1 protein-coding gene is annotated in these 804 nt (G+C 41.4%); it reads left to right on the top strand.

Annotation, left to right across the window (positions count from 1 at the left end):
* On the top strand, positions 1–701 hold a 701-nt coding region (locus CWB65_RS19415; protein WP_138741281.1), incomplete at its 5' end, for an IS3 family transposase.
* Between the last annotated feature and the right edge of the window lie 103 nt (positions 702–804).

Genomic DNA, 804 nt, shown 5'->3' with positions numbered 1-804 from the left:
CACTCCTCATTGTGATACATGTACCGTATGGTATCCAACGCGTATTTCATGCGCTAAAAAAAGCAGGTGTAACACATAGCCAAAAACGTGTTGCCCGCTTAATGCGAGAAAACGGTTTAAGAGCTAGGGCGCTTAAGACTTACAGTAAACCGGCGAAGGTTAAGTTCTTTTATAAAGAGATAGAAAATAAACGCAAAGATAGTGAAAAGGCCACAGCAATCAACCAACAGTGGTCTGGCGATATTACGTATTTAAAAGTCGGGGCTCGTTGGCATTACCTTGCAGTGGTTATCGACTTATATTCACGTCGAGTAATCGGCTGGGCGTTTGGTAAAAACAAAACAACGGAGCTTACGTTAAAGGCGCTAAGGCTTGCGATAAAAAAACGACAGCCAACAGAAAGTGTATTATTTCACACTGACCGAGGTGCAGAATACCGTGCTCACGTTGTACAAAAGTATTTGGCTAGCAAAAACATCAAAGCCAGTATGAATAGGCCTGGGTGTTGTACTGACAACGCAGAAGTCGAGTCGTTCTTTCATTCGCTTAAAGCAGACTTAATTCGAGGAAATAAATTTGAGAGTAGCGGTAAACTATTATCAAAATTAAAGGTTTACCTAAATTACTTTTACAATAGACAGCGATTGCATTCGAGTTTAGGATATAAATCACCTGCCGAGTTTGAATCGGCAGTTAATTGAAACGTGGACGGTGTCCACTTTATCGGGTGAAGATCACTGCTAACAGTTTGCTCGGTTTCGCTGCGCTACACATTTTAGCAAACTATTATCAGCCCCTTAAAGG

This window comes from Pseudoalteromonas sp. S554 (assembly GCF_005930865.1).
GTDB lineage: Bacteria > Pseudomonadota > Gammaproteobacteria > Enterobacterales > Alteromonadaceae > Pseudoalteromonas > Pseudoalteromonas marina.
This window is presented reverse-complemented; position numbering and strand designations above follow the sequence as displayed.